We start from the raw sequence: 19,826 nt of genomic DNA on the forward strand, positions 1-19,826 counted from the left end.
AGGTCAACCGCGCGTGCGCGGCAATGCCAATTGCAGGAGTCGTGACTCCTGGGCTTCGTCGCGGTTGAGCTCGCCGGTGATTGCGCCTTCGCTCATCACCAGAATCCGGTCGGAAATGCCCATGACCTCCATCAAGTCGCTGGACACTACGATCACCGCGATGCCCTGAGCGGCGAGGTCGTGAATGATCTGATAGATTTCCGACTTGGCACCGATATCGATCCCCCGCGTCGGCTCGTCCAGCAACAGGACTTTCATCGGCATCGACAGCCAGCGACCGAGGATCGCCTTCTGCTGGTTGCCGCCCGACAGATACAGGATCTGCTGCTCAGGCGAAGGCGTCTTGACGTTCATCGAGCGAATCCGCTCACGGGCATTGTCCCGCTCCCACTGCCGCTGGATCAGGCAGCCCAGGTTCACATGCCGGGGCCGTGCACCGATGTTGATGTTCTCGGCGACGCTGGACAGCGGCACGATGCCCTCTTTCTTGCGGTCCTCCGGGCACAGCAGAATGCCCGCCGCAATGGCATCGCGAGGAGATCGCAGGGTCAGGGTCTCGCCATCGAGTTGCAGGGTTCCGGCACTGCAGCGGGTCAGGCCGGACAGCAGGCGGAACAACTCCGTGCGTCCGGCACCCACCAGACCGAAGAAGCCCAGCACTTCGCCCTTCTGCACGGCAAAGCTCACCGGCTCCTGCAATCCCGGGCCAAGCAGGCCCGTGACACGCAAACTCGGTCCCAGATGCGGGCGCGGCCGGTAGTTGTAGATGTCCTGAATATCGCGACCGACCATGCAGGTCACCAACCGGTCGTGGTCCAGCTCGCCCATGTCCTCGAAGGTGCGCACGAAACGGCCGTCCTTGAACACGGTAACGGCATCGCAGACGCGGAAGATTTCTTCCATGCGGTGCGACACGTAGAGAATCACCCGCCCCTCGTCGCGCAGACGCACGATGATCGCCATCAACCGGTCGATTTCTCGCGCCGAGAGACTGCTGGTTGGTTCGTCGAAAGCGATGACGTGCGCGTTGCGCGACATGGCCTTGGCGATTTCCACCAGTTGACGCTGCCCCAGGGACAGATCGCCCAGACGAGTACCGGGATCGATTTCGTCGGCCAGCCCCTTGAGCAACTGCGCGGCCTTTTGCATCAGAGCCCGCCGATTGATCAGCCCGAAGCGGCTGGGCATGTGCCCCAGCAGCAGGTTCTCGGCGACGGTCATCTCCGGGACCAGATGCAGTTCCTGATGGATGACCGCAATGCCGGCGGCGATGCTGTCAGCGGTGGATTTGAAGCGGTGAACCTGCTCGCCGATCTGCAAGGTGCCACTGTCAGGGTAATAGGAGCCGCCCAGAATCTTGAGCAGCGTGGACTTGCCGGCGCCATTCTCGCCCATCAGCGCATGAACGCTACCGGGCCGCGCCACGAAGCTGATGTCAGATAGCGCCTTGACGCCGGGAAAGACCTTGCCGATCCCGTTGAAGCGCAACGCCCCGCCCGCGGGATGTAATTCGATTGCCTGTTGCATGACTCGCCCTCCTCGGCCGTCCGTGCCTGCCCTGAAAGGAAATGAAACGAAGCTGAGAAGGTGCGCCGCGCAGCGGCCACCCTCTCAGGTCTCGCTCAATTCACTTCCAGAGACCGATTTTGGTCAGCACTTCCTGGAAGTTGGCGCGGGTGATCAGCGTCACGTCATCCATGGCGGTGTACTTGGGCGGCTCCTTGCCGGTGGTGACCCACTGGAACATCTGGTAGGCCGTGTCGTAGCCCTCCTTGTCCGGGCTGGGCAGCATCGAGCCGTGGAAACCGCTCTGTTTCTTCTTGAGCTCGTCGATCGCATCGGTGCCGTTGATGCCGATACCGATGACGTTGGCCGGAGCGAACCCGTTCGAGGCTGTGGCGCGCACGCCCCCAAGGACCGTGTTGTCGTTCATGCCGCCGATGATGAGGTTCTTAGCGTTGGCAGGCAGCTTGGGCAGCGCCGAGCTGGTCGCATCCATGCTGCCGGGCACGTCGAGGGTCTTTTGCGCGGTAAACAGGATCTGACTTTCCGGCAGGCCGGCTTTTTTCAACGCATCCACCGAGCCGTCGGTGCGTTTCTTGCCAGTGTCCAGTTCGTTGTAGGTATTGATGATGGCGTAGGTTTCTTTCCAGTCCCAGTTGCGATTCTTCGCTTCGGCGGCCATCGCCTCACCTTGTTTCTGGCCGACCTCGAAGGCCGCCATCCCGAGGTAAGGCACGTCTTCCATGAAGTTGCCCTTGGCATCGACGAAACGGTCATCGACGGCCATGACTTTCAGGCCGTTGGCCTTGGCCTTGGCGACGATTGCAGGGCCCAGCGAAACGTCCGGCGGGCAGATCACGAAACCCTTGGCGCCGTTGGCGGCCAGGTTGTCGATGGCGGCCAGGGTTTTCTCGCCATCGGGAACGGCGATCTTGAGCACCTCGAAACCATGTTCCTTGCCGGCTTTTTCGGCAAAGGCCCATTCGGTCTGGAACCAGGGTTCTTCGGCTTGCTTGACCAGAAAGCCGATCTTGACCTTTTCGGCGGCGGTCAGGGCGCCACTGCTGCCAAGGATGGCGGTGGCGACGGCGGCACAGCACAGGGAACGAATCCCGTGACGACTCAACATAGCTAACTCCTTATTGTTATTGAATAGCTACAGCGTCCAGCGGTGAGAGAACGGGTCTTGGGATAACCTGGCTGACCCGTCAAATAGTCATACCATATTGCGAATCGCAGCAATGTAACCGAGTGTCACTCGTGGTAGAGCACCGAGCGCCCGCCATCGATCATGATGCAGCTGGCGTTGATGAATGGGGCTTCGTCGGTGGCCAGGAACAGCGCGGTCATCGCCACCTCGATCGGCTGCCCGATGCGGCGCGGCGGGTGCAGATCGAAAGCCCGCTGACGCTCGGCCTGGGGATCGTCGAAGCCGTTCCAGTAATCGACGTTGAGCTGGGTTTCGATGTAGCCCGGCGCGATGGCGTTGACGCGGATGCCCTTGGGCGCGTACTCGATGCCCAGCGCGCGGGTCAGCCCCATCAGGCCGTGCTTGGCGACCGGATACGGGAAGCAGCCCGGAATGATGTTGGTCGAATGGGTCGAAGCGATGTTGATGATATTGCCCGCGCCCTGTTCGATCATGCCGGGCAGCACGCTGCGGCAGCCGTACCAGGCGCCGTCCAGATCGATGGCAAAGCAGCGTTTCCAGTCCTCGTCGGTCATCTCCAGCGGGTCGCGGAACACGTTGACCCCGGCGCAGTTGATCAGCACGTCGATGCGGCCAAAGTGCTCCAGCGCCAGCTCGACCATCGAGCGCCACTGGTCCTGCCGTGTCACGTCGACCGTCAACGCATGCACGTCGGCACCCTGCTCGCGCCAGCGCGCGGCCACCGCCTCGACCTTTTCTCCCTGCACGTCGCTGATGATCAGCTTCGCCTGCTGAGCCTGGAAACAGGCGACGATCGCTTCGCCGATGCCCTGGGCGGCACCGGTGACCAGTACGACCTTGCCCTTGAGCCGTTCGCCGCGAACCGGCTCCGGCACGGGCGGTAAAGACAGAGGTGTTGCCATCCTGATTCTCCTTGAAAATGGAAATGACCGTGGGACCCGACGCGGGTCCGACAGGGAACACTAGCCGGCGAATCGCCGGCACGCCTGGCCGGACACGCCAACGTCGGCTTGCAAAACCGCGCCATCGAATCGGCCGTGGGCATCGGCAGGCGCTGCGCTGGTGACATACAGCGTCGACAGGCCGGGGCCGCCGAATACGCAGCTGGTGGGATGACTGACCGGCAATTCGACTACCCGGTCCAGGCAGCCGTCGGGCGCGAATCGCAACAGGCAACCTCCGCCCCAGCGCGCATTCCACACGTAGCCGTCGACGTCCATGGCCGAGCCGTCCGGCGAACCACGCTCATGTTGCGCGGCCCAGACCGTACGCGGGCCGAGACTGCCATCGTCGTGCAGCGGGTAGCGGTAAATGACTTCGTCGAGCGTGTCGGCGCACAACAGCTCGTCTGCGCGGAAAGGCCACAGCAAGGTATTGACGATGCCCTGTCCTTCCAGCAGCTGAGTGACCCTGCCCTCGGCATCGATACGGGCCAGCACCCCGGACCTTCGGGTCAACGGCAGATCGCCGCCCGAGGCATCGAGATTGTTCTGCATGCTGCCCACCCACAGCCTGCCGTGGGGATCGCAGCGCGCTTCATTGGCGCGGTTGCCGGGCGTGGGATCGGCTACGCAGAAGCGCTGAAGAGCGACCTTGGGTGAGTCAGTGTCGAGGCGGTAGACGCCACTGGCCAGGGTGACCAGCGCATCTCCGCGCTCGGTGGGAATGAACGCGGAAACCGGCTCGGGCAGATGCCATTGCTGAAAACGGCCGGCGACGTATCGACACGCCAGACGACCGGCGATATCCACCCAGTAAAGGGCGTGTTGCGTGCCATCCCAGAAAGGGCCTTCGCCCAGCCTGAAACGGTGCTCGGAAACGGGCGACCATTGCATGAACCTGTCCTTTTTTATTGTTGTAAGGCACTTGTGTCGTCGAGCACGGTCTGGATCACCATCCAGCCGCGCCTCATTCGCGCTACTAAATAGTATTACGATTTATTTTTCAAGCCGCATTTCTTCGACTATAAATCCATCCATCGGATGAAATCCGATCCAATAGTCTGACCAATACGCAAGGCGAGCCGGTTGTCACGCGTTTCCTGTCAACGAAGGCCAGCCTCTTATCACTACAACAATGCGGGTAGAACAGATGAAAACGCGGGTTCTGATCGCCACTTTCGGACTGTCCATGATGATCGCCAACTTCAACGCCCAGGCCGCGCAGCTGTCCAGCGAGCGCACCGGTTTCGGCGCCCTGCCGGACGGCACTGCCGTCGAAAAATACACCTTGCGCAACAGCCATGGGCTTGAGGCGAGCATTATCACCTACGGCGCCACCTTGCAGTCCGTGCTCGCGCCCGACAAACACGGCAAAGTGGAAGACGTCGTGCTGGGTTTCGATGATCTCAAGGGTTATCAGGACAATGGCACCGTGTATTTCGGCGCCACCATCGGCCGTTTCGGCAATCGTCTGGCCGGCGGCACCTTCGAACTGGACGGCCAGACGTATCGGATTCCTCTGAACGACAAGACCAATTCGCTGCATGGCGGCAGTCAGGGTTTCGACAAGCGGATCTGGAAGGCGCAGCCGACCCGCTCCGGGGATTCGGTCGGCGTGAAACTGAGCTATCTGTCGCCCGATGGCGAGATGGGCTTCCCAGGCGCGCTGCTGACCGAGATCACCTACAGCCTCAACGACCGCAACGAGCTGCGCATCGACTACCGCGCCACCACCGATAAACCCACGGTGCTGAACCTGACCAACCACAGCTATTTCAACCTGGCCGGCGCTGGCAACGGCGATATCCTCAAACAGGTGGCAACGCTGCACGCCTCGCGCTACACGCCAGTCACCGAAAAGCTGATTCCCACCGGCGAACTGCCCGGCGTCGCAGGCACGCCGCTGGATTTCCTGAAACCGGTCGCGTTCGGCCAGCACATCAAGGACGACCACCCGCAGCTCAAATACGCCGAACCGAAACAGGGCGGCTTCGACTTCAACTGGGTACTCGACACCCAGGGCGACGTGAAGAAACTGGCAGCGGAAGTGCGCGATCCAGCCTCCGGTCGTCGCCTGCAACTGTTCACCACCGAGCCCGGTGTGCAGCTCTACACCTCCAACTTCCTGGACGGCAGCATCCGCGGCAAGGCCGGCAAGCAATACCCGCACTGGGGCGCTTTCACGCTGGAAACCCAGCATTACCCGGACTCGCCGAACCAGGCAGCGTTCCCGAGCACGCGCCTCGACCCGGGCAAGACCTATACCCAGACCACCGTCTTCAAATTCCTCACCGATTGAGACGTTCTGTCGCACAGGCCCCGCTCGACGGGCCTGTGTCATCAAAACGGTTTAAGCTGAACCGGTCGCGATCTGAGCAGTACGACATCCCATCACATCCAGATACCGAGGATGAAGCCATGTCCACTCAGTACAACGACCCGCAACACCTGCCGGAATCGCCGCACAGCGTCCGTCCCCGCCTGATCGGAGGCATCGATCATCAGGGCGTGGCGCTGGACTGGCTGCGTCACGACGAATGCATTCACGCTCTTCGGGTTCCCGACCCCGGACGTCGCCGCTTTTCCCCGCTCACGGGCCAGACCGGCGCTATCGATGCTCCGCCCGACTGGACGCCCTGGACCGCCGGACAACCCCGGATCGAACAGTTGTTTCTCGACTGCCGACGGCTGCTGAAAGTGCACGGCGACTGGATTGTCTGGCAAGAGCCCTACAGCGTTTCCGAGTGACTCTGCCATTCATCGGCAAGCTCCGGTCCAGAGCCCGCGCAGCTTGTCGATAACCCTGCAAACCGATACTGTACATGCAAACAGTGACGGGAATTTTCATGCAGCTTATCGACAAGCTCAGCATTCTGGCGGACGCCGCCAAGTACGATGCTTCGTGCGCCAGCAGTGGTGCGCCGAAGCGCAGTTCGCAAGGCAAGTCGGGCCTAGGTTCGACCGATGGCATGGGCATCTGCCACAGCTATACGCCGGACGGGCGCTGTGTGTCGTTGCTGAAAATCCTGCTGACCAATTTTTGCCTGTACGACTGCCAGTATTGTGTCAACCGGCGTTCCAGCGACGTGCCGCGCGCGCGCTTCAGCCCCGAAGAAGTCGTGACCCTGACCCTGGACTTCTACCGCCGCAACTGCGTGAGCGGGCTGTTCCTGAGCTCCGGCATCATTCGCTCGGCCGACTACACCATGGAACAACTGGTTGAAGTGGCCCGGCTGCTGCGCGAAGAGCATGAATTCCGCGGCTACATCCATCTCAAAACCATTCCCGACGCTGACCCCGCCTTGATCGAGAAGGCCGGGCGCTACGCCGACCGCTTGAGCGTCAACATCGAATTGCCCACCGACCATAGCCTGCAGACCCTCGCCCCTGAAAAGGACGTGAAATCGATCAAGCAGGCCATGCGCACCATCTATACCGGCGAGGAGACCGTCCGCAACGAGCCGCGCGCGCCGCGTTTCGCACCCGCCGGACAGAGCACCCAGATGATCGTAGGCGCGGACGCCACCGATGACAGCACCATTTTGCACAGCGCGCAGACCCTCTACAGCAACTTCAAGCTGCGCCGCGTCTACTACTCGGCCTTCAGTCCGATCCCTAACAGCCCCGGCAGCGTTCCCCTGGCCGCACCGCCGCTGATGCGCGAACACCGTCTGTATCAGGCCGATTTCCTGCTGCGCGGCTATGGGTTCACGGCCGGCGAACTGCTCAAGGGTCCGGGCGACCTTGCACTGGACATCGATCCCAAACTGGCGTGGGCGCTGGACAACCGGCAGGTATTTCCGCTGGATCTCAACCGGGCCGACCCGTCGCTGATTGCGCGTATTCCGGGCATCGGTATCCGCACCACCCAGCGATTGGTGGAGCTGCGCCGCCAGCGCCGGATCCGCTACGAGGACCTGACCCGCCTGCGCTGCATTTTGTCCAAGGCCAAGCCGTTCATCATCACCAGCGACTATCGCCCCTCCCAGGCGGAAACCAGCAGCGAGTTTCTGCACCAGCAACTGCGCGATCGTCCGCAGCCCCAGCAGATGGGCCTCTGGGGATGATCTGTCTGGATTGCGACGACCTGTTCGAGACCTGGCGGCAACAGGCGCGCTGGCTGCTCAGTCATGGCGTCGATCCCAGCCGGGTCAGCTGGAAGGCGCCGGATGCCGCCGACCTGTTTTCCAGTGACGAAGCCTTGCCACCCGACAGCGGGCCCTTCCAGGCACGGGTTCCGCTGGAGCTGCTGCAAATGCTCGAAAGCGCGTCTAGCTACCGCGGTGAACAGCGCTGGAGTCTGCTCTATGAAGTGCTGTGGCGTGTCAGTCACGGCGACCGTACGGCCATGCTGGCGGGCGACAGACTGGGCAGTGAGTTGCATCGCCGGATCAAATCCGTCAGCCGCGAAGCGCACCATTTGCACGCCTTTCTGCGCTTCATCGCGTTGCCCGGCGCCGAGGACGACGCGCAGACTTTGCGTCCCGAGTACGTCGCCTGGCATGAGCCGGCCCATGACATTCTCCATTCCGCCAGCCAGCATTTCATCGGCCGCATGGGGCGCCATCGCTGGCTGATCGCTACACCTCAGGATGGCGTCTACTACGACGGCACCCGCTTGATCCACGAACGGCGCTGTCCGCCGGAATGGCAACAGATGGCCCGTCAGGTGGAAGACCCTCACGGTGAACTGTGGCTGACCTACTACAGCCACATCTTCAACCCGGCCCGCCTCAACCCCAAGGTCATGGAAGGTCATCTGCCGTCCCGCTTCTGGAAAAACCTCCCGGAGGGACCGCTCATTCCAGCGCTCATCACCCAGGCGCGGACCGGCAAGCAGCGCGATGGTCAGGCGAGCGACATCGGGGCCAGGCGCGGCAAGAAAGTCGCCGGCCGTCCCAATGTGCCTCCGCGCGCGGGATCTGGCGCAAGTCCGGAAGATTGAACTTGCACCGAGCTGCCGCCCTCTGCTGCACAGTGCGAACGCCGCAGCCGGTCAGCCACCAAGGAGATATCCATGTCCGCCAGCGATTCACTGGAAAGCTTGTGCCAGTTCATGGGCCAGGAGCCTTTCCTGGTACTGACCGGCGCAGGGATCAGCACCGCATCGGGCATTCCCGATTATCGCGACAAGGACGGCGTGCGGCGCGGCAGGCAACCGATGATGTACCAGGAGTTCGCCGCCAACCCGGCCGCCCGACAGCGTTATTGGGCACGCGCCATGCTGGGTTGGCCGCGTATCCGCGCGTCACAGCCCAATGGCGCCCATATGGCGCTGGCCAGATTGCAGGCGCATGGCGCGATCAGCGGTCTGATTACACAAAACGTCGATGCACTGCACAGCAAGGCGGGCAGCCCGGAGGTCATCGAGCTGCACGGCAGTCTGCAGGGCGTGCGCTGTCTGGATTGTCAGCAACGTCTGGATCGCGCCGAGGTCCAGCACACCCTGTTGGCGCAGAACCCGTATCTGGCCGGGGTAGATGCGGTCCAGGCTCCGGACGGAGATACCCTGCTCGACCCGGCGTTCGAGTCGTCTTTCAAGGTCCCGCATTGTCCCTATTGCGCGGGCGAGCGCCTCAAGCCGGACGTGGTGTTCTTCGGCGAAAACGTGGCAGCGCAGACGGCCGCCGACGCCATGAGCGCGGTGGAACGTTCGGCCGGGCTGCTGGTGGTCGGCAGCTCGCTGATGGCCTGGTCCGCGTTTCGCCTGTGCAAGGCAATGGCTGAACGAGATCGTCCGGTGATCGCCATCAACTATGGCAAGACCCGCGCCGACGAGTTGCTGGCGCTGAAGATCGAAGAACCTTGCGAGACATTGCTGCCCGCCCTGGCGGACCGTCTGGCGCCGCAAGGCTAGAACAGCCCCATCTGGCCGCCGATCAGCGTGCTGAAATCGTCGCCCACGAATGGCAGGATCGCATCGGCGAGCGGCTGCAACTGGCGGGTCACGTAGTGATCGTAATCGATGGCGGCACGCCGCACTTCCAGAGGTTCCGGACCGGCAAGCGTCATCACGTAGCTGATCCAGCCGCCGCGCTGGTACTGCCGCGGCCTGCCAAGCTGATCGTTGTACTCGTCCGCCAGTCGTGCCGCCCGGACATGAGGCGGCACATTGCGCTCGTAATCGTCCAGACGCCGCCGCAGACGCTTGCGGTAGACCAACAGATCATCCAGCTCGCCGGCCAGGGTGCGGCGTACGTAATCACGCACATAGTCCTGATAGGGCTGGCGCTTGAAAATGCGAAGATACAATTCCTGCTGGAAAGCCCGGGCCAGAGGCGACCAATCGGTCCTGACCGATTCGAGCCCCTTGTACACTACTTCCTCTGTTCCGTCGGCAGCTGTGACCAGCCCCGCGTAGCGCTTCTTGCTGCCTTCCTCGGCTCCACGCACGGTCGGCATCAGGAAACGCCGGAAATGGGTCTCGTACTGCAATTCAAGCGCGCTGCTCAAACCAAATTCGCGTTCGAGATGTGCTCGCCACCACTGGTTGACCCGAGCCACCAGAGCGCGACCGATCTCGGCGGCCTCCTGCTGGCCGTGGGCCCGACCGAGCCAGACGAAGGTCGAGTCCGTGTCGCCGTAGATGACGGTGTAGCCCTGCTCCTCGATCAGCTCGCGGGTCTTGAGCATGATTTCATGCCCGCGCAGGGTGATGGAGGACGCCAGGCGCGGATCGAAAAACCGGCAGCCGCTGGAACCCAGCACCCCGTAGAACGCATTCATGATGATCTTCAGCGCCTGGGACAAAGGCGCGTTGGCCTCGCGTTTGGCCGCCTCACGGCCCTCCCAGACGCGCTCGACCATGGCCGGCAGACAGTGTCGGCTTCGTGAAAAACGCGCGCCACGAAAACCGGGTACGGACTGCTTGGAGTCCGGCTCCCGAAGACCGACGACCAGCCCGACCGGGTCGATGAGAAAGGTGCGGATGATCGACGGATACAGGCTCTTGTAGTCCAGCACCAGCACCGATTCGTAAAGGCCGGGCTGCGAATCCATGACGAAGCCGCCGGGACTGGCTTCCGGAAGCCGTTCGCCCAGATTCGGGGCGACGAAGCCCTGGCGATGCATCAGCGGAATGTACAGATGACAGAAGGCGGCGACCGAACCGCCGCTGCGGTCCGCCGGCAAACCGGTCACGGTCGCGCGTTCGAGCAGAAAGCTCAGCAATCCGGTCTTGGCGAAGATCCGGGTGACCAGTTCGCAGTCCTTGATGTTGTAGCGGGCCAGCGCCGGCTTATCCTCGGCGAACATGCGGTTGATTTCGTCCATGCGCTGGTACGGCGTATCGATGGCCTTGCCGTCGCCGAGCAGCGTCCGGGACACGTTTTCCAGGCTGAAGGAGGGGAAGCTCCAGGTCGCCGAGCGCAGGGCTTCGACACCATCGATCACCAGCCGCCCGCTCACTTCGGCAAAGAAATGATTGTTGCGGCTGCCATGTTCGCGCCAGCCCATCTCATCGCCGCCGCGTCCCAGACGCAACGGTACCTGCAGGCGTTGCGCGTGTTCATGGAGCACGCGCAAATCGAACTGAATGACGTTCCAGCCGATGATCGCATCCGGGTCATGCTCGGCCAGCCACTGATTGAGCCGTTCCAGCAATTGCGCCCGGGTGTCGCAGTATTCCAGCGTGAAGTCCAGCGGTTCATTGCCGCCGTTGGGCGGTCCGAGCATGTACACCTGGCGCTGGCCGCAGCCTTCGATGGCGATGGAATACAGTTCGCCGCGGGCGGTGGTTTCGATATCCAGAGATGCCAGCCGCAAGGTCGGCCGATAGTCGGAGGCTGGTTTGATCTGCGCATTGCACAGCACGCCGTCGGCGTCAGGCGTGCCGCTGAAGGACACAGGCGCGGTGATAAAGCGCTCCATCAGATAGCGCTCGTGTGGGCGAATGTCCGCCTCGTAGACGTCGATATTGCCCTTGCGCAGCACCTTCTCAAGGCTGAGCAACTGCCGATACTGCCGGCAATAGAGTCCCAGCACCGGTCTGTGGCGAAAGTCGGTCAGGTTCAGCTCGCGCAGCTCGACACCCGGCTCGTCGCGCAGCAACGCCTTGGCACGGTCACCCTGCTCCATCGGGATGAACGCCACCGAGGGCTGCGGCGGCAGACGGATCTGACGCGCACCCCGGTCCGTCGCCAGCCACAGCTCTATCTCGGTACCCTGCGGGGTGTCACGCCAGTGCCGACTGAGAATGAAACCGTGCTCCAGCTCCAACGCCATGACCTCGTTAAATTTGCGCCATTGTACGGTGCATCGCGGCGCCCGGCACGCACCCTCAAGAAGCCGGTCATGACGCCGATATGACGGCAGAGCGTACCGTGTCTTTCAGCCGCGACGTCGCTCGGTCCAGGTCCCGTCCACGGGACTGCCCTCATCTTGAGAGTTCAGATTTCCGGAATGCCCACCATGACGTCGCCGACACCCGAGCCGGGCCATGCGCCGGGTTTCTCCCACATGTTTTTCGCACGGCGAACGATCTTTGCCGTGGTGGCGTTGCTGGTGGTGGTTTCGCTGATCGTGGTGGGCGCGATGCTGTACGTGGCCGCGCAACTCAACCAGCATGAGGCCGCCCATAGCCGGAATATGGTCGAGCAGGTCTGGCAGTCGCGCCAGAAAACCATGATCGCCACCGTGCGGGACAACGCATTCTGGGGCGACGCCTATGCACACCTGCATCTGCGCACCGACAGCGACTGGGCTTACGTACGCGGTAACCTCGGCGCCTCGCTGTTCAGCGATTTCCAGTTCGAAGGGATTTTTGTCGTCGACGGTCAAGGCCGCACGACCTATTCAGTGATCAACGGCGAGCTTGTCGAACGTCCGATCGAGCACTGGCTGGGCGCCCTCCCCTGGTACCTGATAGAACAGGCGCGTCAGGGTGCCGGTGAGGAGAAGGCGTTCAGTCGCATACAGCCCCTGGGCGAACATCCGGTGTTTCTGGCCGCCGCTGCGCTCACGCCCGGCGACAGTCCGGACGTCGATGCCACTCAAGGACCGCCGTCGGTGCTGATTCTGGCCTGGCGCCTGACACCGCTCAAACTGGCCCGGCTGGGCAGCGATTACGACATCGCCGATCTGCGTACGCCACGCGATGCCCGGGACGCCGCGGCGCAGCCGGTACTGGACACGCCCGAACTGACGCTGCGCTGGGACCCCGAGCTTCCAGGGGCAAAACTGATCAAGGGGCTGCTGCCCGTCCTGCTGGCGTTCCTAGCGGCGTTGGCGGTCGCGGCGTTCATCCTGTTCCGCAAGAGCTTTCACAATGCGCGCCTGATGGACGCGCAACTGCAAGTAATCACCGAGGGACAAGCCGCCCTGCTCCACCTTTCCCGGCACGACACCCTGACCGGGCTGGCCAATCGAAGTTATTTGCGGGCATTTCTGCGTGCGCGACTGGAGCGCACGCCGCATCCGGATCGCCCGCTGGTGATGTTCAATCTTGATCTGGACAACTTCAAGAATATCAACGACGTGTTCGGTCACAGCGGCGGCGACGCGGTGCTGCGCGAAGTCGCGGCCCGACTTCTGAAATGCGTGTCGCCACATGATTTGCTCGCCCGCCAAGGCGGCGACGAATTCATTCTGGTCGCGACTCGCCTGACCGGCACCCAGGCGGCCGCACAGCTATGCGAGTGCCTGATCGCGCGCATCGCCGAGCCTTTCAGCCTCGACGGTCAGGACATGTTCATCGGCCTGAGCATCGGCATTGCCGTCTGCCCGGCCGACTCATCCGACGCCGATGACCTGCTGAAATTCTCCGACATGGCGCTCTACGAGGCCAAGAAGGAAGGTCGCAATACCTGGCGCTTCTACGAGCAGGCGATGACCGCGCGGATTCTCGAACGGCGGGCTCTGGAAGAGGACCTGCAGGCCGCGATCGGCACAGAGCAATTCAGCCTGCGCTATCAACCGCGCTACGACATACCCACAGGGCGGATTGCGGGCGCCGAAGCCCTGATCCGCTGGGATCACCCTCAGCGTGGTCTTTGCATGCCGGACAAGTTCATTGCGCTGGCGGAAGAGAACGGCTCGATCCTGGCCTTGAGCGACTGGGTCATGCACCGCGCGTGCAGCGACGCGGCGGACTGGGACGACGCCCTGGTGGTTTCGGTGAACATTTCCGCGGTCGAATTCCGCAGCCCGGGACTGGTCGAGCGCGTGCGCAACGTACTGAACGCGACCGGGCTGCCCAGCCACCGGCTGGAACTGGAAATCACCGAACGGGTGATGATCGACGACGCCGAGGTCGGCCTGAGAGTCATGACCGAGCTTAAAGCCCTGGGCGTCAGGCTGTCGATGGACGACTTCGGCACCGGATACTCGTCGCTCAGCTACCTCAAGACCTTCCCGTTCGATGCGCTCAAGATCGACCGCAGTTTCATCAACGAATTGGACCAGAGCACCCAAAGCCAGTCCATCGTGCAGGCCATCATTCAGCTGGGCCGTTCGCTGGAGCTGAGTATCACCGCCGAAGGGGTCGAGACGGCACAGCAACTGGCCTGTCTTGAACGCTTTCACTGCGATGAAGCCCAGGGCTATTTCCTGAGCAGACCCATGCCGCTCGCCGCATTGCTCGACACACTGGCCGAGCAGAGCGTGCCGGCAAGCGCCGACGTCCCCGCCTGACAGAGGCGAATAACCCGGCTCTGCGCCAGCGGTCGCCTACACTTTCGGGGGTCCCTGCATTGGAGAGAGCCATGACCACCGTTGCCCAACTACTGAAACTAAAAGCCGAGCATCATCAGCAGGTCCATACGATAGGCCCGGAGCAAATGGTGCTCGACGCGCTGCGACTGATGGCGGACAAGAATATTGGCGCCTTGCCAGTGGTTGCCAATGGCGAACTGGTGGGGGTCGTCAGCGAACGGGATTACGCCCGCAAGGTGATCCTCATGGGCCGTTCTTCGGTGGGCACGCCGGTCAGCGCCATCATGAGCAGCAAAGTCGTCACCGTCGATTCGCACCAGAACATCGCCACCTGCATGGCGATCATGACCGACAACCGCTTGCGTCACTTGCCCGTCCTTGAAAACGGCGAACTCCTGGGCCTGCTGTCCATCGGCGACCTGGTGAAGGAGGCGATCGCCGAACAGGCCGGACTGATTCTGCAGCTGGAACAGTACATTCGCGGCGACGTATGAGGGCTCAGTCGTCCAGCGCTTTACCCTGAGCGCCCTTGGCGGCCTTGGGCGCTTTCTCGGCGGGCGCGGGCTGCGGTTCGGGGGCCGGCGCGGGAACGGCGGCTTCCCGTTCGCGCATCGGCATCTGGTCAATGGTCGCGAAAACCTCCTTGGGATCGACGGCACCGGACTTCTCGATCTTCTTCTCGCCGTCCTTGCCGACCAGTATCACCTTGGTCTGCGCGCCCGCTCCAAGCTTGAGTTCACGGATCAGGGCCATGGTCGACTGGGCATCCATCGCCTTGCCGTTACGCTCACCGATAGTGTTGACCACGGTGTACAGCACCATATTGCGCTGGGCGAACGCCTCACGATTGGCCGGCTCTTCCAGCGCTTTCTTCAGGTTGACCAGAGCCGGGTCGACGCTGCTGGGCGCGATGATAATCAATGGACGTGTCCTGCCGCGCTCCTGGGCCAGCGGCGCGTCGCCTTCAGCCGCCGTGGCAGACCCCGTCGCCAAGAGCAAGGCAGCGAACGCCAGCGCGCGGGTGAGCAGTGTCCGGGTGTTCATAGGGGGCTCCTGTTGTCCATGGGTGAACGTACGCACTGAAGACCTGGGCTGTGCAGTGCCGTTCTACCCTATATGTGTCCAGACGTTATAGTCCAGCATCCGTCGCTCTCCCAGCACCCTGACCTGCCTGGGGCCGCTAACGCCAGCCGCTTCCCCACCCCCCGGTCGCCCGCAAGAACGCCTGGTGAAGGTCAGATGCCTGCGCCTGCCGTTCGTGAGGGTCCAGCACCAGCGCGCGGTGCAGCATCGAGCGGCACGCCGCGGGCAGGCTGGCCGGCATGCGCAGGGAGCGATCCAGCCGTTCGGCCCGGGCGCGCAATGCGTCGAGGCGCATGAACGGATGCGAGCCACAGGCCAGTTCGTAGACCACGCACGCGGCTGCGAAGACATCCGTCAGCGGCGTCAGACGACCGCCCTCCATCAGCTCGGGCGCCGCATAAGCCGGCGTCCAGGCATCGAAGTGCTGACGGCGCAGCTCGGGCAGCCCCGTCAGCACACCCGCCAACGGCTGAGCGAGCCCGAAGTCGAACAACCGCAGGCCCTGCTCGGTGAGCATGACGTTACCGGGCTTGATATCCCCGTGAAGAATGCCCCGCTCGTGGATGTAAGCCAGGGCATCGAACAACTGGACAGCGATCTCGCGCAGCTCCCGCCAAGGCAGACCTTCCGGGCGTTCGCGCTTGAGCTGAGCGAGGTCGAGGCCGCGCATGAGCTCCAGCGTGAAGAACGGATAACCTTTATCGGGTTCGACGTCGAAGCGCATGGCCCGCACCACGTTGCGGTGGTGCAAGTGGGCGGTCAGCGCGTACTCGCGGTGCAACAGCACACTGGCGTCGCTGGCCTGTGCCTGCTCGTCGCCCAGCACCTTGATTGCAACGAAAGGGTCCGGATCGCCCAGCTGCCGGCTCAGCAGATCGCAGGCCCGGTAGACCCGGCCGACGCCACCGCTGCCCAGCAGCCGCTCGACACGGTAGCGGCCCAGCACAACTTCGCCCGGGACCATCACAGCTGCGCCGGCAAGCGGAAGCGCCGCAGCGCGGTCAGGTCGAACGGGTTCGGCGACCGCTGGGTCATCAGCAGATAGTTCGCGCGCAAACCACCCACGTCGGCCTTGACCATCAGGACGTCACGCCCATGCAGCGGTTCGGTTTCCATCAGCTCCAGCAGCCGGAAAAACGACCAGACACCGGTGTTTTTCTCGATACCCAGCGGCCGACCCTGCTGGCGGTCCAGCACCAGGGCCGCCCGGCCGCCGTCCGCCGTGGCAGGCCATTTGAACGCACTGGCAACCACCGGTCCGTGGCGATACTCGGCAATCTGGTCCCCCATGCGAAACTCGGCACGGCTCACCGCCGAATCCAGGGTGTAGGGCTCAAGCCTGAAATTCACCTGCGGCTCGTCCCCGGCATTGGCGAAGAAGCTTCTGCGCACTGCTTGCACATGACCCATCTGGTCCAGCCACGCCCGGCTCATGGGCACGCTGTAGCCGTCCACGGAACGCAACCGGTAACGGCCCGGTTCGCCACTCACGAAAGGCTTGAGCCAGGTTTCAAAGAAACGCTCGGCAATCCCCCGAGCCTTGAAGAACTCCCTGAAGTCTTCGAGGGCGACGTCGCTACCGCTGTGGGCGTGGAACGGATAGCGTTTGTCCAGCGCCTGGGTATAGAAGCCGTAGACTTCATCCTGATAACGCTGATTGAGATGCTTGTAGGTCTCGCGCAGCACGAATGCCCAGCTGTCTTCGGCCAGCCTGTTGAACCAGTTCCCCACCGGCTGCGGCAGACGGGCCGCGCCATCGCGCAGAGCGCCGAGTGCATCGCGCTGCCCGTTCATCCGCGCGCGTGCCATCTCGAAAGCCGCCACCTCGGGATGGCCCGAGCGCCCCAGCCCCGCCAGCTGCTGCTGCACGTCGTTGACCGATTGCAGCACCGCGACCAGATCGACCGCTGGGCCGTTGTCCTCATCCAGCAAACGGTGCAATGCCTCAAAGCGGCGCTGCAGGGCTTTTTTTGCGGTGTTCGGCAGCAGCTGGACAGCAGCGTCCTTGGCGCGATCGGTGACTGCCGTGATAGCGCTGGCAGCCGGTTCGTCCGGTGAGGCCGCGGGCGTCGCCGCTTGCACAGGCACGACGAAACGCGTGTTGTCCCGCACCTCGCGCAACAGCTGCAACACAGGCGAATTCGCAGCAGTGAGTTGCCCCATCGAGACGGCAGCCTGCCGGGCGCCTTCGAAAGGCTGCGTCATGACCCGCCCCAATGCTTCGCTCCAGTGGTCGGCATAGTCGCGAAAGTACAGCTGCTCCAGCTCGCCCAGCAACCGGTGCAGCGCCATCGGCCCGAGGTCACCGCTGTCGCCGAGCACCCAGTTGTCTTGCAGAATGTCGGTGATCGCGCTCGCCCCTTGGGCGATGAAATAACGCTCGTACCCATTACGCGTGTAGAAACCGGGGATCGCATGATCGGTGCCGGCCAGCACGGCCCCCTGCCCGCCAATGCGCGAAGCCAGACGGTACTCGGGCATGCCGCGCGCCTGCTCGCGCAGTGCGCGATACACCACGCCGGCCAGTGACTCATTGCGCAGGGCGTCCCGCGCCTGCGCCACCAGCCCTTGGTCGAGCGCGTGTTCGAAGGGTTGTCCCAGCAGTCGTTGGAAATGGCCGTTCAGCTGGGCCTGTGCCGAGCCGTGCCCGGCGTAAAGCTGCGCCCAGTGGCGCGTGACGCGCGCCTGCAGCCAGGCGCGATCACGGTGCTCGCTCGACCCGAGCATCAGATAGGCCCTCAGGTCCGCCAGTAATTCGTCGCGCTCGTCCAGACTCGCGGCCATCGAGCGTTCCAGTTGCCGGGCAAGCCGTGGCAGCAGCTGGCTACGCAGCTCGCCATGATAGGCGGTCAACAGCACGCTGTTGACCGCCTCGCCCTGGTACAGACCGTCGCGCTCGCCGAGCGACACCCGTTGCTCGTCAGGAAACACTTGAGTGGCTTGGTACAGGGTTTCGAGAGCAGGCAACACCGCCAGGAGTTCATCCTGATCAGTAGACGCCGAACGCTGCGCGCTCCACTGCGCCGCCATGCCGCGTAGCGACTCCAGTCGCTCGTGGTTCGCGGCAAAACCGTTAGCCCACAGCGCACCGCAAGCCAGCAGCACGCCTGCCACCGCACCGAACCCGGCGCGCTGCACCCAGCCCAACCGGCGGCGCAGCGGCTCGTCGAGGGTTGCCTGCCCTGCCTCGGCGAAGATCACCCGGCTCAACAGGTTGCGAATGAAGCGTGCCCGGCCGGTATTCAGCACCGGCAGCCGAGCGTTTCCGGCGACCGGCAACACTTCGTCCTGCGCCGGCTCGTCCCCGCGCGCGAATTCGACCTGGGGCGCGCGGGTCAGATAATAGCCGCGCAGCCGGCTTGCGCACTGGTAACGATTGCCGGCGAAAGCCAGCTCCACGAACAGGCACAGGTTATGGGAGATGCGTCCCAGCTGGCGGGGAAAATCCAGGACCAGTCCGCGTCGGGCCGTACCCCGCTCCTGGTGGACGCGTGTCAACGTCTGACCATTGAGGCGCGACAACAAGGCGTCGAAGGTTCGCCTGATCACCCGGACATCGGTTCCGTCTTCTGTCTCGTTGAAGGTAGCGCCAAGCACCTGTTCGGTTTCCTCCCGCGACAAAGGCTCGAAGAATTCATCGAAGCCCGGCACGGCATCGGCGCGGCAAAGGATCAGATACACCGGCACCTCTACACCCAACTGCTCACGGATTTCCCGCAAGCGGTCCCGCATCGTCGCCGCCAGCTGTTCGAGTCGCAGCTCCTGAGTGCCGAACAGCTCCTGGACCGGAAGCGTTACCAGCACGCCATCGAGCGGCCGTGTCCGCCGCCGCGCGCGCAACAGCGCAAGCAGATTCAGCCAGGCGCCGGCATCGGCGCGGCGCTGTGGCTGGGTGAAATAACGGCCGGCGGTGTCCAGCACCACGGCCTGGTCGGCGAAATACCAGTCGCAGCCGCGGGTGCCACGGATGTCACGGGTCAGCCGGCGTTCTTTGCGATTGAGCGGAAAGTCCAGGCCCGAGAAGTCGAGCAGGCTTGTCTTGCCGCTGGCCTGCGGACCGATCAGCAGATACCAGGGCAGCTCGCGACGCGACAGGGAGTTCTGCCCGGTATAGAGCGCCGACTGCGACAACACGCGCTCCGCATCCTGGAACCCGATGCGCAGTTCGTCACGCTCGGCCGCGATAACGGCGTTTTCCAGGTTCCGCTCACGTTCCGGCTCGCCAGCTTCTGTATCGTTCGCACGAGCACCGCCTCGCGCCCCGGTAAGCGCCATCGCCAGCCCCCAGGCCAGCACCAGGACACAGATGACCAGCAGGCGCGAGGTCGCCTCTTGCAGGATACGATGCTCGGCGACCGCCAGCAGCGGCCCGGCGAACCAGATGAGCAGGGCCAGCAATGATAAAGCCAGCAGCGTCCAGACCCAGGTCCGGCGCAGCAGACCCAGGAGTCGTTTCAAGTTTTTTTTCATGATGAATC

Annotated in this window: 15 protein-coding genes; 7 read left to right on the forward strand and 8 right to left on the reverse strand. The window is 63.3% G+C overall.

The features are described 5' to 3' along the window. Positions 1-3: 3 nt before the first annotated feature. The 4 genes from araG to TRP66_RS03665 all read right to left on the reverse strand — a co-directional run bounded on the left by araG (position 4) and on the right by TRP66_RS03665 (position 4,509). Positions 4-1,527 (reverse strand): L-arabinose ABC transporter ATP-binding protein AraG, encoded by a 1,524-nt coding sequence (araG, locus tag TRP66_RS03650; protein WP_333399986.1) that lies wholly within the window; start codon positions 1,525-1,527, stop codon positions 4-6. A 100-nt stretch (positions 1,528-1,627) separates the two neighbouring features. Beyond that, entirely contained in the window at positions 1,628-2,632 is a 1,005-nt protein-coding gene (locus TRP66_RS03655; protein WP_333399987.1) for a substrate-binding domain-containing protein, read from the reverse strand. A gap of 125 nt (positions 2,633-2,757) precedes the next feature. Continuing rightward, positions 2,758-3,576 carry an SDR family oxidoreductase gene (locus tag TRP66_RS03660; RefSeq protein WP_333399988.1) on the reverse strand — a complete coding sequence of 273 codons (819 nt, stop codon included), beginning with the start codon at positions 3,574-3,576 and terminating at the stop codon, positions 2,758-2,760. Positions 3,577-3,636: 60 nt separating this feature from the next. Next, positions 3,637-4,509 carry an SMP-30/gluconolactonase/LRE family protein gene (locus tag TRP66_RS03665; protein WP_333399989.1) on the reverse strand — a complete coding sequence of 291 codons (873 nt, stop codon included), beginning with the start codon at positions 4,507-4,509 and terminating at the stop codon, positions 3,637-3,639. A gap of 256 nt (positions 4,510-4,765) precedes the next feature. Between TRP66_RS03665 and TRP66_RS03670 the strand changes: the two genes are divergently transcribed. The 5 genes from TRP66_RS03670 to TRP66_RS03690 all read left to right on the forward strand — a co-directional run bounded on the left by TRP66_RS03670 (position 4,766) and on the right by TRP66_RS03690 (position 9,472). Beyond that, entirely contained in the window at positions 4,766-5,914 is a 1,149-nt protein-coding gene (locus TRP66_RS03670) for an aldose epimerase family protein (RefSeq protein ID WP_333399990.1), read from the forward strand. A 119-nt stretch (positions 5,915-6,033) separates the two neighbouring features. Continuing rightward, complete coding sequence (locus tag TRP66_RS03675) at positions 6,034-6,363, forward strand: hypothetical protein (RefSeq protein WP_333399992.1); 330 nt, start codon at positions 6,034-6,036, stop codon at positions 6,361-6,363. A gap of 98 nt (positions 6,364-6,461) precedes the next feature. Next, the gene (locus TRP66_RS03680; protein ID WP_333399993.1) at positions 6,462-7,682 is read left to right on the forward strand and encodes a putative DNA modification/repair radical SAM protein; all 1,221 of its coding nucleotides are present in this window, start codon (positions 6,462-6,464) and stop codon (positions 7,680-7,682) included. Beyond that, the gene (locus TRP66_RS03685) at positions 7,679-8,560 is read left to right on the forward strand and encodes a TIGR03915 family putative DNA repair protein (protein WP_333399994.1); all 882 of its coding nucleotides are present in this window, start codon (positions 7,679-7,681) and stop codon (positions 8,558-8,560) included. Before TRP66_RS03680 ends, TRP66_RS03685 begins: the two co-directional genes overlap by 4 nt. 72 nt (positions 8,561-8,632) lie before the next feature. Continuing rightward, positions 8,633-9,472: an NAD-dependent protein deacetylase gene (locus TRP66_RS03690; RefSeq protein ID WP_333399995.1), complete on the forward strand. Its 840-nt coding sequence runs from the start codon at positions 8,633-8,635 to the stop codon at positions 9,470-9,472. On the opposite strand, the gene TRP66_RS03695 is transcribed toward TRP66_RS03690, so the two are convergent. Further along, positions 9,469-11,832, reverse strand: coding sequence for a DNA polymerase II (locus tag TRP66_RS03695; RefSeq protein WP_333400326.1), 2,364 nt, complete (start codon positions 11,830-11,832; stop codon positions 9,469-9,471). The two genes, TRP66_RS03690 and TRP66_RS03695, sit on opposite strands and share 4 nt — an antisense overlap. 192 nt (positions 11,833-12,024) lie before the next feature. Here TRP66_RS03695 and TRP66_RS03700 point away from each other — a divergent pair, with 192 nt between their 5' ends. Both TRP66_RS03700 and TRP66_RS03705 read left to right on the forward strand, forming a co-directional pair. Further along, positions 12,025-14,244: a putative bifunctional diguanylate cyclase/phosphodiesterase gene (locus TRP66_RS03700; protein WP_333399996.1), complete on the forward strand. Its 2,220-nt coding sequence runs from the start codon at positions 12,025-12,027 to the stop codon at positions 14,242-14,244. Positions 14,245-14,315: 71 nt separating this feature from the next. After that, positions 14,316-14,759 (forward strand): CBS domain-containing protein, encoded by a 444-nt coding sequence (locus tag TRP66_RS03705; protein ID WP_333399997.1) that lies wholly within the window; start codon positions 14,316-14,318, stop codon positions 14,757-14,759. Positions 14,760-14,763: 4 nt separating this feature from the next. Here the strand turns inward: TRP66_RS03705 and TRP66_RS03710 are convergent, their stop codons facing one another. The 3 genes from TRP66_RS03710 to tssM all read right to left on the reverse strand — a co-directional run bounded on the left by TRP66_RS03710 (position 14,764) and on the right by tssM (position 19,818). Then, complete coding sequence (locus TRP66_RS03710; RefSeq protein ID WP_442965161.1) at positions 14,764-15,309, reverse strand: DUF4174 domain-containing protein; 546 nt, start codon at positions 15,307-15,309, stop codon at positions 14,764-14,766. 136 nt (positions 15,310-15,445) lie between these two features. Then, positions 15,446-16,312 (reverse strand): serine/threonine-protein kinase, encoded by an 867-nt coding sequence (locus TRP66_RS03715; RefSeq protein WP_333399998.1) that lies wholly within the window; start codon positions 16,310-16,312, stop codon positions 15,446-15,448. Next, entirely contained in the window at positions 16,312-19,818 is a 3,507-nt protein-coding gene (tssM, locus tag TRP66_RS03720) for a type VI secretion system membrane subunit TssM (RefSeq protein ID WP_333399999.1), read from the reverse strand. Before tssM ends, TRP66_RS03715 begins: the two co-directional genes overlap by 1 nt. Positions 19,819-19,826 lie beyond the last annotated feature (8 nt).

The sequence above is a fragment of the Pseudomonas sp. JDS28PS106 genome, assembly GCF_036706555.1.
In the GTDB taxonomy this organism is placed as follows: Bacteria; Pseudomonadota; Gammaproteobacteria; order Pseudomonadales; family Pseudomonadaceae; genus Aquipseudomonas.

Coding starts and splice junctions, on each gene's coding strand:
- araG (WP_333399986.1), bottom strand. CDS start 1,527: ATGCAACAGGCAATCGAATTACATCCCGCGGGCGGGGCGTTGCGCTTC.
- TRP66_RS03655 (WP_333399987.1), bottom strand. CDS start 2,632: ATGTTGAGTCGTCACGGGATTCGTTCCCTGTGCTGTGCCGCCGTCGCC.
- TRP66_RS03660 (WP_333399988.1), bottom strand. CDS start 3,576: ATGGCAACACCTCTGTCTTTACCGCCCGTGCCGGAGCCGGTTCGCGGC.
- TRP66_RS03665 (WP_333399989.1), bottom strand. CDS start 4,509: ATGCAATGGTCGCCCGTTTCCGAGCACCGTTTCAGGCTGGGCGAAGGC.
- TRP66_RS03670 (WP_333399990.1), top strand. CDS start 4,766: ATGAAAACGCGGGTTCTGATCGCCACTTTCGGACTGTCCATGATGATC.
- TRP66_RS03675 (WP_333399992.1), top strand. CDS start 6,034: ATGTCCACTCAGTACAACGACCCGCAACACCTGCCGGAATCGCCGCAC.
- TRP66_RS03680 (WP_333399993.1), top strand. CDS start 6,462: ATGCAGCTTATCGACAAGCTCAGCATTCTGGCGGACGCCGCCAAGTAC.
- TRP66_RS03685 (WP_333399994.1), top strand. CDS start 7,679: ATGATCTGTCTGGATTGCGACGACCTGTTCGAGACCTGGCGGCAACAG.
- TRP66_RS03690 (WP_333399995.1), top strand. CDS start 8,633: ATGTCCGCCAGCGATTCACTGGAAAGCTTGTGCCAGTTCATGGGCCAG.
- TRP66_RS03700 (WP_333399996.1), top strand. CDS start 12,025: ATGACGTCGCCGACACCCGAGCCGGGCCATGCGCCGGGTTTCTCCCAC.
- TRP66_RS03705 (WP_333399997.1), top strand. CDS start 14,316: ATGACCACCGTTGCCCAACTACTGAAACTAAAAGCCGAGCATCATCAG.
- TRP66_RS03710 (WP_442965161.1), bottom strand. CDS start 15,309: ATGAACACCCGGACACTGCTCACCCGCGCGCTGGCGTTCGCTGCCTTG.
- TRP66_RS03715 (WP_333399998.1), bottom strand. CDS start 16,312: ATGGTCCCGGGCGAAGTTGTGCTGGGCCGCTACCGTGTCGAGCGGCTG.
- tssM (WP_333399999.1), bottom strand. CDS start 19,818: ATGAAAAAAAACTTGAAACGACTCCTGGGTCTGCTGCGCCGGACCTGG.